Genomic DNA, 7,913 nt, shown 5'->3' on the forward strand with positions numbered 1-7,913 from the left:
GCATGCACCAACATTATTTCCGTGGAGCGACCATATGTCCGTTCGAACTCGAAAACTGACGCTCGCGGCCGGGCTCGTGCTGGCGCTTCTTTCGCTCACCGGCGTCGCCGCGGCTGATTCGGTGTCTCAGGATGTCGTCGATGCGCGCCAGGAGAGCCAGATCGGAACGACCTTCGCCTTAAGCCCGCATCTGCGCCCATACAAGCTCCAGGCCCTTGTGCAAAGCGGCCTGGTCCGGCTCACGGGGACCGTGGCCGAAGATGCGGAAAAGGAGCTCGCGGGGCGGATAGCCTCTGAAGTCAACGGCGTGCAGGAGGTGAACAACCAGATCCTTGTGCAGCCGGGCTATGCGCCCGCGCCAAAGAGTGCGGACCGCAGCTATGGCGAGGCTGTCGACGACGCCGGGGTCGCCGCGGAGGTCATGTCAAAGATCGCCTGGAGCAAGTCCGCCCGCGGCCTGCATGCGCTGGTGGACACCAGTCTGGGCACGGTGCGGCTGCGCGGCACGGCCGATAGCCTGGCCACGAAGAAATTGGCCGGGCGGCTGGCGGAAACCACGCGCGGCGTCGCGGCGGTGGACAACCAGTTGACCGTCACCGGCGTGGAGCCCGCAGCCCAGGAAGGCGGCGCGGGAGCGGGCTGGCTGGGCGGCAACGACGGCTGGATCACGGCCAGGGTGAAGTCCACCCTTCTGTACTCACTCGGTGCGTCCGCAACCGGCATTACGGTCAACACCAGCGGGGGCGACGTGACCTTGGCCGGCAAGGCCAAAAATGGGGCCGAGCGGGCCCTGGCCATTGAGCTTGCGCAGAATGTGCGCGGCGTCAGGAGCGTCACCTCGCAGGGATATACGTTTTAAGGCGATAGCGAAATCACGTGGAAGGGCTCTACCGGCGGGCGCGGCGCAACCTGGCCCGGGCAAGGGGCGAAACCCCATGCAGAGCACGGCGCGGTACCTTCTCCTTCTTGGTCTCAGCCGGGACTTGGCGCACCAGCCATAACAGCAACGCACGGAGACACGGATGAAACGCACCATTCCTCTCATGGCGGCAGCGGCGAGCACGCTCCTTCTTCTCGCCTCCCTGGCCTTCGGCCAGCAGATGTCCGGACCTGGTCCGGGCCCGATGGCCAAAACCCAGATGCAGGAAAACCACGACAGCGGCATGCGGCTGCTTGGCGTCTCGCCGGAGAAACGGGAATCCATCCGAATGATCCAGGCCGATTATAAGGACAGGCTGTTCCGGCTGCACCAGGACATTTACGCGAAGACCGCCAGTTTGAACGCCATCATGCTTCAGCCCCAGCCGGACACCATCGCCGCCAAGGCCGTTTCCAGGGAGACGGCCGCCCTGCGGATTGAAGAGATGGATCTTCTGATTGAGATGCATGCGCGCATCGCCAGGGAGACGGGCGTGCGCATGCCCATGGGCACCGGCGCGGACAAGATGATGATGAACTAGCCCGCGTCAAGCGCGGTAATGACTGAAGGCATTTCACGGCCGCAAATCCTCTCTCGACGCGGCCACGTCTGAACACACTGCAATTCCAGGAGACTATTTATGAGTATGCGTAAGAATCTTCTTTCCACCCTGCTTTTGGCCGCCTTCGCGGTGCTGGCCGTGGCCGCGCCGTCCCAGGCCGAGACTCTGCGTCCCAAGGTCGACAACTTCATCCTGCTCTTCGACCACTCCGGTTCCATGGTCCTCACCAGCCCGGACTGGAGCGAACTGAAGCTTAAGATGGCCAAGGAACTCGGCGTCAAGATGACTTCCGAAATTCCCGAACTGGGCTACAAGAGCGGCGTGAACACCTTTGCGCCCTCGGCCACGCAGCTGGCTCCCACGATCTTCCGCAGGTCCGCGGTGATTCCCGCCATCGAGTCCATCGACACCAAGTATGACCCCTACGGCCGCATCACCCCCCTGGGTTTCGGCCTGGACAAGATCGACCCCGTGATCGGCTCCATGAGCGGTAGAACGGCGTTGATCATCTTCACCGACGGCGACTCCAACTTCGGCAGCGAGCCCGTGGCCGAGGCCCAGGCCCTGTACAACAAGTATCCGAACCTGTGCATCCACATCGTCAGCTACGCCGATAAGGCCCACGGCAAGGAAGTCGTGGCCCAGATCCGCGCCCTGAAGGGTTGCAGCGTGGCGGGCGACCCCAAGGCCATGGCCAGTGAGCCCGGCATGAGGCAGTTCGTGCGCGACGTGTTCTACACCGTGGTGCCCGACGAGGCCCCCGCTCCCCGCGCCATGGCCCCGGCCGCTGTCGTCGCCTCCGGCGCGTGCGAATCCATCACCTTCGGCAACTTGAACTTCGCCTTTGACAAGTACCTGATCACCAAGGAAATGGAGCCCGCCCTGGAGCAGGCCTCCAGCCTCCTCAAGGATTCGAGCTGCAAGAGCTTCACCATCACCGGCCACACGGACAGCGTGGGCACCGATGCCTATAACCAGAAGCTCTCCGAACGCCGCGCCAATTCCGTGGCCAAGTGGATCATGCAGAAGGGCTACTCCGGCCAGCTGAACATCGTCGGCAAGGGCAAGAGCGTTCCCAAGTTCGACAACAAGACCTCCGACGGCCGCTACCTGAACCGCCGCGTGGAGATTACCACCAACTAGCCCTTCCTCCTTGCAGAGGGTTGCGGAGCGATTGCGTTCCGCAACCCACCCGCCCCCCTGCCGCCCCTTCGCCCGCAGTCCCGCGTCCGCCCTTCCTGGCCGACAACGGATGCGAGCGGGGGGCGGCCTCCGTTGCCGGGCGCAGAAAAGCCCCCGGACGGCGTGAGCCATCCGGCATGACTGTCTGGAGGGAAGCATGGAGTTTAAGCGAAGATCTGCGCGTAGTCCTGCAACAGGGCCGCGTAGCAGCCGCAGGCCACCTTTTCCAGTCCTTCGCGGTCGAGCATGTGTATCTCGCCCCGCGCGTAGCGGATGAGGCCCCGCTGCTGCAACACGCCCGCGGCGATGGTGATGCCGCTTCTGCGCACGCCAAGCATGTCGGCCAGATCGGCGTGGGTGAGGTGGAAGTGGTCGGCATGGGCCCGGTCGTGAGTCATCAAAAGCCAGCAGGCCAGCCTGGGCTCAATTTCATGGAAGCGTGAGCAGGCAGCCATTTGCGCCAGCTGCGCCAAAAGAACAAACAAATAGCGGTTCAGGGTATGCTGCAGGCAGGGGCTGCGGCTCAACTCGCGGCGCAGCTGCGAGGCGGTCATTTTGAGCGCTGTGCCCGCGCCCTGCACCACCGCGCGCATGGGCGCGCCGTTGACCCCAAGGGACAGCGTGGCGCCGAGCATGCCCTCGTTGCCCACAAGGCCCATTTCCAGCGGCTGGCGCCCCACCAGGGCGGTGACGCACGAAACAAAGCCGGTGAGCGGGAAATAGACATGCAGAAAGGGCTGATCGGATTCGCACAAAACCTCGCCGAGAGCTAGGCCGACGCAGTCGCTGCACTCAAGAATCCTGTTCAGTTCCTCATTCGGCAACCCGGCAAGCAGGAGGTTGACCACAGGCGCTTGGAGTATTGGCGGCATCTAGTAAGGCCCTTGAGCACGAGGAAAGCCGGCGGCGGCACGAGAAAGGTGCAGAGCTATCCCGATAGCGCAGGCCTAGACTACCTGTTCATGCGTGTCTGTTCGCCACGACACGGAAGGGCGTTTCTTTTCCGGAGCGGGGCATAAGGTGGAGGGCCTGCAGCTGCAGGTCAGCGGAGGAGTCACCGGCCCCGGGACCCGGCCAGATACGGCAGCAGGCGGTCGGTTTCCCGTTTCACCACTGCGTAGCACTCGCAGCACAGCTTTTCGAGCTTGGGCCGGTCCAGCACGGTGATGCGCCCGCGGGCGTACTCGATGACGCCGAGCTTTTGCAGCTTGCCCGCGGCCTCGGTGACGCCCTCGCGCCGGACGCCAAGCATGTTGGCGATGAGCTCCTGCGTCATGGAAAGCTGGCTGTTGGGCAGGCGGTCCAGCGAAAGCAGAAGCCAGCGGCACAGCTGCTGGTCGATGCTGTGGTGCCGGTTGCACACGGCCGTCTGGGCCATCTGGGTGATGAGCGCCTGGGTGTAGCGCAGCAGCAGCAGCGTCAGCTCTCCGTGGCGGTTGAACTCGTCCTTCAGCCGCTGGCCGGGCATGCGGTAGGCTTCGCCCGCGCTTTGCACGATGGCGCGGCTTGGGGTGCTTAAGCCCCCCATGAACAGGGCCACGCCGATGAGCCCCTCGTTGCCCACCACCGAGATCTCGGCGGAAGCCCCGTCCTCCATCACATACAGCAACGACACGATGGAATCGGTGGGGAAATACACATGCGGCATGGTGTCGCCGGGTTCATACAGCACCATGCCGAGAGGCATCGGCATCAGTTCAAGGGAAGCGGCGAGGCGGAGTTGAACTTCCGTCGGCAAGGCGGCCAGAAGATGATTGCCAAGAAGCATGGGCGGCGTGGGCACTGCGACCTCCTGTGTAGGGAGGGGGGGGCGGAAGCAGCTCTCTGCCTCCTTGCCCTGTCCGTACGCTAGCGAACACCGTCGCGCAAGCATGGTTCGCGCATCCTGGGGATGCCTGAACGGCCGCACGTCGCGGCCCTCTCCAGGATACCGTCCGCTCTTGAGTCTTTTACGCTCCCGGGGCAGACACCCGGACCTCGGCCCAATGCTCCTTGTGGTCGTCCTTCAGGGGAATGCGGCCATCCGCTTGCCGCTCGCCGTCCAGACTCACAAGCGGTGCGCTCCCGGCCGGAAGCTGGGTCACGGTGATGTGGTAGACCGTTTCCCTGTGCCGGTAGTGCATGGTGAATTCCTTCCACGTCTCGGGCAGGCAGGGCGCAAAGCGCAAGTGGTCCACCTCCAGCCGCAGGCCCAGAAGCGACTCCACCATCAGCCTGTACAGCCACGCAGCCGAACCCGTATACCAGGTCCAGCCGCCGCGCCCCACATGTGGGGCCACGGCGTAGACGTCCGCAGCCGCCACATAGGGCTCCACCTTGTACACGGCGGTGTCCTCGGCCGTGCGCGCGTGGTTCACCGGATTGATGAGTCCGAAGAGTTCCCAGGCGCGCGCGGCGTCGCCCTGGCGGGCAAAGGCCATGGCCGCCCACACGGCGGCGTGGGTGTACTGCCCGCCGTTTTCCCGCACCCCGGGCGCGTAGCCCTTGATGTAGCCGGGATTCAAGGCCGAGGAGTCGAAAGGCGGATCAAGAAGCTGGACCAGCCTGGCCTCACGGTTCACCAGACGCTTGTCCACGGCGTTCATGGCCTGACGCGAGCGCGCGGGCTCCCCCGCGCCGGAGAGCACGGACCAGCTCTGGGAGATGGAATCGATCTGGCACTCCGCGTTGGAGGCGGAGCCGAGCGGCGTGCCGTCGTCGAAGTAGGCCCGGCGGTACCACTGTCCGTCCCAGGCATTGAGCTCAAGGTTCCGGCGCAAGCTCACGGCCTCATCCTCGCAGCGCCCGGCAAAGGCCGCGTCAGCGTGGGCGCGGGCCAGCGGAGCGAACTGCGTCAGCACGTCATACAGGAAAAAGCCCAGCCACACGCTTTCCCCTCTGCCTTGCCTGCCCACCAGGTCCATGCCGTCGTTCCAGTCACCGGAGCCCATGAGCGGCAGGCCGCGCACCCCGAACCTGAGCCCGTGTCCGACGGCCCGCGCGCAGTGCTCGTACAGGGTGGCCGTCTGCCCGGAACGGCCGGGCAGATCGTAATAGGAATCCTCATCCTCCTTCAGGGGGCGGCCGGAAAGGAAAGGCACAGGCTCCTCGAGCACGCCGGTGTCGCCCGTGGTGCGCACATAGCGGCACACGGCCAGGGGCAGCCACAGGTAGTCGTCCGAGCAGTGCGTGCGCACGCCCCGGCCCAGCGGCGGGTGCCACCAATGCTGTGCGTCGCCTTCCTCGAACTGGCGGCCGGCGCACAGCAGCAGATGCTCGCGCACCAGCGCGGGCTGGGCGTGGACCAGCGCCATGACGTCCTGCAACTGGTCGCGGAAGCCGAAGGCCCCGCCGGACTGGTACGTGGCGCAGCGCGCCCACAGGCGGCAGGCCACGGTCTGATAGAGCAGCCAGCCGTTGGCCAGCACGTTGAAGGCCGCATCGGGCGTTTCCACATGCACCGCGCCCAGGGTGTGTGTCCAGTGCTGCCAGACCTTGTCCAGCGCCAGACGGGCGGAAGCCAGGCCCCGGAAACGCCGGACCAACTCCCTGGCGTGCTCGGCGTTTTGGCCCACGCCCAGGCGAAACACCAGTTCGCGTTCCTCGCCGGGCTCCAGGCCGAAGCGCAGCTGGATGGCGGCGCAGGGGTCCAGGCCTGCGCCCACGTGGCCGGACAGGCGCGTGCGCCTGAGCGCGGCGGGTGCAGCCAAATTGCCGTTGCGGCCCAGGAATTCCGCCCGGTCGCCGCAGACCGTGCGCGACGGATCGTCCACGTCGAAAAAGGCCGTACGCTCGCCGAACTCCGCGTTGTAGGCGTTGCGCGCCAAAAGCGCCCCGCTTGAAGGGGAGACTTCCGTCACCACGTGCATGGCCGTCTTGCTGCGCAAATCGCCCAGCACCCATTCCACATAGCCGGTAGCCGAAAGCTTGCGCGCCCGCCCGGTCTGGTTGCGCACCTTGAGCACCGCGAACTTGATGGGCGCGTCGAGGGCCACATAGACCCAAAGCTCCGTGGCGATGCCGCGTTCCGTGTGCTCGAAAACGCTGTAGCCGAAGCCGTGCCGGGTGACGTAGGGCGCCGCCCCGCGGCAGGGCAGGGGCGTTGGCGACCAGAAGTGCCCGCGTTCCTCATCGCGGATGTAGAAGGCCTCCCCGCGCGAATCGCTCACTGGATCGTTGCCCCAGGGGGTGAGGCGGAACTCGTGGGCGTTCTCGCTCCAGGTGCAGGCCAGGCCGCTTTCGGAAACCACGGTGCCGAAGGTGGGGTTGGCCAGCACGTTGACCCAGGGGGTGGGAGTCAGCTGGGCCTTGGCCGTGGTGATGACATACTCGCGGCCATCCGCGGTGAAGCCGCCCAGGCCGTTGAAAAAGGCCAGATCCGTGCGGGGCAGCGGAACCTCCGGCGGGAGCTCGGCCCGCAGGGCCCGCGTGGGCTTGAACGGCGGCGGCAGCGCTCCCGCCTGCGCCCCCAAAAGCGTCCGGCCGCCGATCTGCTCGGCCAGGGTGCCCCGGCCGTCGGCCAGGATGACCCGGGCCACGCTCTGGAACAGGATGCGGTCCTCTTCCGAGATGCGGTCCGCCGGGCGGACGAAGATGCCTCCAGGCCGGTCGGCCAGGCTGGCCTCGGTCCCGGCGGCGATGAGCCCCACGATCTGGTCGTGCAGCACTTGCCGGTAACCGGCGTTGTCCTCGTTCCAGATGACCAGATCCACGGCCAGACCCTTGAGCCGCCAGTAGGCGTGGGCCTGCACCAGCTGGCGCGCCAGCTCGATGTTGGCGCCGTCTTCGATCTTGAGCAGCACCATGGGCAGGTCGCCGGAAATGGAATAGCCCCAGAGACCGGACTGGCCCCTGCGGTTCTTGCCCAGCACGCCCGGCTCGGCCCGGAGCGCCGCCCCGGCGTAGAGGATGGCCCCGGCCAGGCGGCCATAGAGCTGGGCCTCGGCCTCGCTGGCGTTCAGCTGACGCAGCAGCACTTGGTTATGCGTCCAGGCCAGGTCGAAAACCCGGTCGGCCAGGCGCCGGTCTTGGTACTTCTCCACCAGCAGCATCGCAGCCTCGCGGTCATCCGCCATGCCGGTGACCATGTCCACGATCACGGATTCGCCCGGATCAAGGGCAAAGCGCTTGCGTACGGCCACTATGGGATCGAGCACCGAGCCCTGCGTGCCGGAAAGGGCGATGGCGTAGTCCATGGGGTCCGCGCGCAGCGCCAGGGGCTCGGCCGGCGTGTTGCCCCGGCCGAGGAAGCGCATGCGGTCGGTTTCGTAG

At 66.0% G+C, this 7,913-nt stretch carries 6 protein-coding genes; 3 read left to right on the forward strand and 3 right to left on the reverse strand.

Features of this window, described 5'->3' with window-relative positions; all coding sequences use genetic code 11:
- The 3 genes from VN419_RS00620 to VN419_RS00630 form a co-directional block, all read left to right on the forward strand.
- Positions 1-859 (forward strand): BON domain-containing protein (locus VN419_RS00620; protein ID WP_325643355.1); only part of this gene is annotated, 859 nt, incomplete at its 5' end.
- Positions 860-1,022: 163 nt separating this feature from the next.
- Positions 1,023-1,460, forward strand: a complete 438-nt coding sequence (locus VN419_RS00625; protein ID WP_325643357.1) for a periplasmic heavy metal sensor — start codon at positions 1,023-1,025, stop codon at positions 1,458-1,460.
- A 105-nt stretch (positions 1,461-1,565) separates the two neighbouring features.
- Positions 1,566-2,624 carry an OmpA family protein gene (locus VN419_RS00630; RefSeq protein ID WP_325643359.1) on the forward strand — a complete coding sequence of 353 codons (1,059 nt, stop codon included), beginning with the start codon at positions 1,566-1,568 and terminating at the stop codon, positions 2,622-2,624.
- A gap of 203 nt (positions 2,625-2,827) precedes the next feature.
- On the opposite strand, the gene VN419_RS00635 is transcribed toward VN419_RS00630, so the two are convergent.
- From VN419_RS00635 to VN419_RS00645, 3 genes are all read right to left on the reverse strand, one after another.
- The gene (locus VN419_RS00635) at positions 2,828-3,535 is read right to left on the reverse strand and encodes a Crp/Fnr family transcriptional regulator (RefSeq protein WP_325643361.1); all 708 of its coding nucleotides are present in this window, start codon (positions 3,533-3,535) and stop codon (positions 2,828-2,830) included.
- Between the two features lie 182 nt (positions 3,536-3,717).
- Complete coding sequence (locus tag VN419_RS00640; protein ID WP_325643363.1) at positions 3,718-4,356, reverse strand: Crp/Fnr family transcriptional regulator; 639 nt, start codon at positions 4,354-4,356, stop codon at positions 3,718-3,720.
- 256 nt (positions 4,357-4,612) lie between these two features.
- The coding region (locus VN419_RS00645) for a GH36-type glycosyl hydrolase domain-containing protein (RefSeq protein WP_325643365.1) at positions 4,613-7,913 on the reverse strand (3,301 nt) is incomplete at its 5' end.

Origin of the sequence: Humidesulfovibrio sp. (assembly GCF_035560995.1) — a bacterium.
Classification (GTDB): Bacteria; Desulfobacterota; Desulfovibrionia; order Desulfovibrionales; family Desulfovibrionaceae; genus Humidesulfovibrio.

Coding starts and splice junctions, on each gene's coding strand:
- VN419_RS00640 (WP_325643363.1), bottom strand. CDS start 4,356: ATGCCGATGCCTCTCGGCATGGTGCTGTATGAACCCGGCGACACCATG.
- VN419_RS00625 (WP_325643357.1), top strand. CDS start 1,023: ATGAAACGCACCATTCCTCTCATGGCGGCAGCGGCGAGCACGCTCCTT.
- VN419_RS00635 (WP_325643361.1), bottom strand. CDS start 3,535: ATGCCGCCAATACTCCAAGCGCCTGTGGTCAACCTCCTGCTTGCCGGG.
- VN419_RS00630 (WP_325643359.1), top strand. CDS start 1,566: ATGCGTAAGAATCTTCTTTCCACCCTGCTTTTGGCCGCCTTCGCGGTG.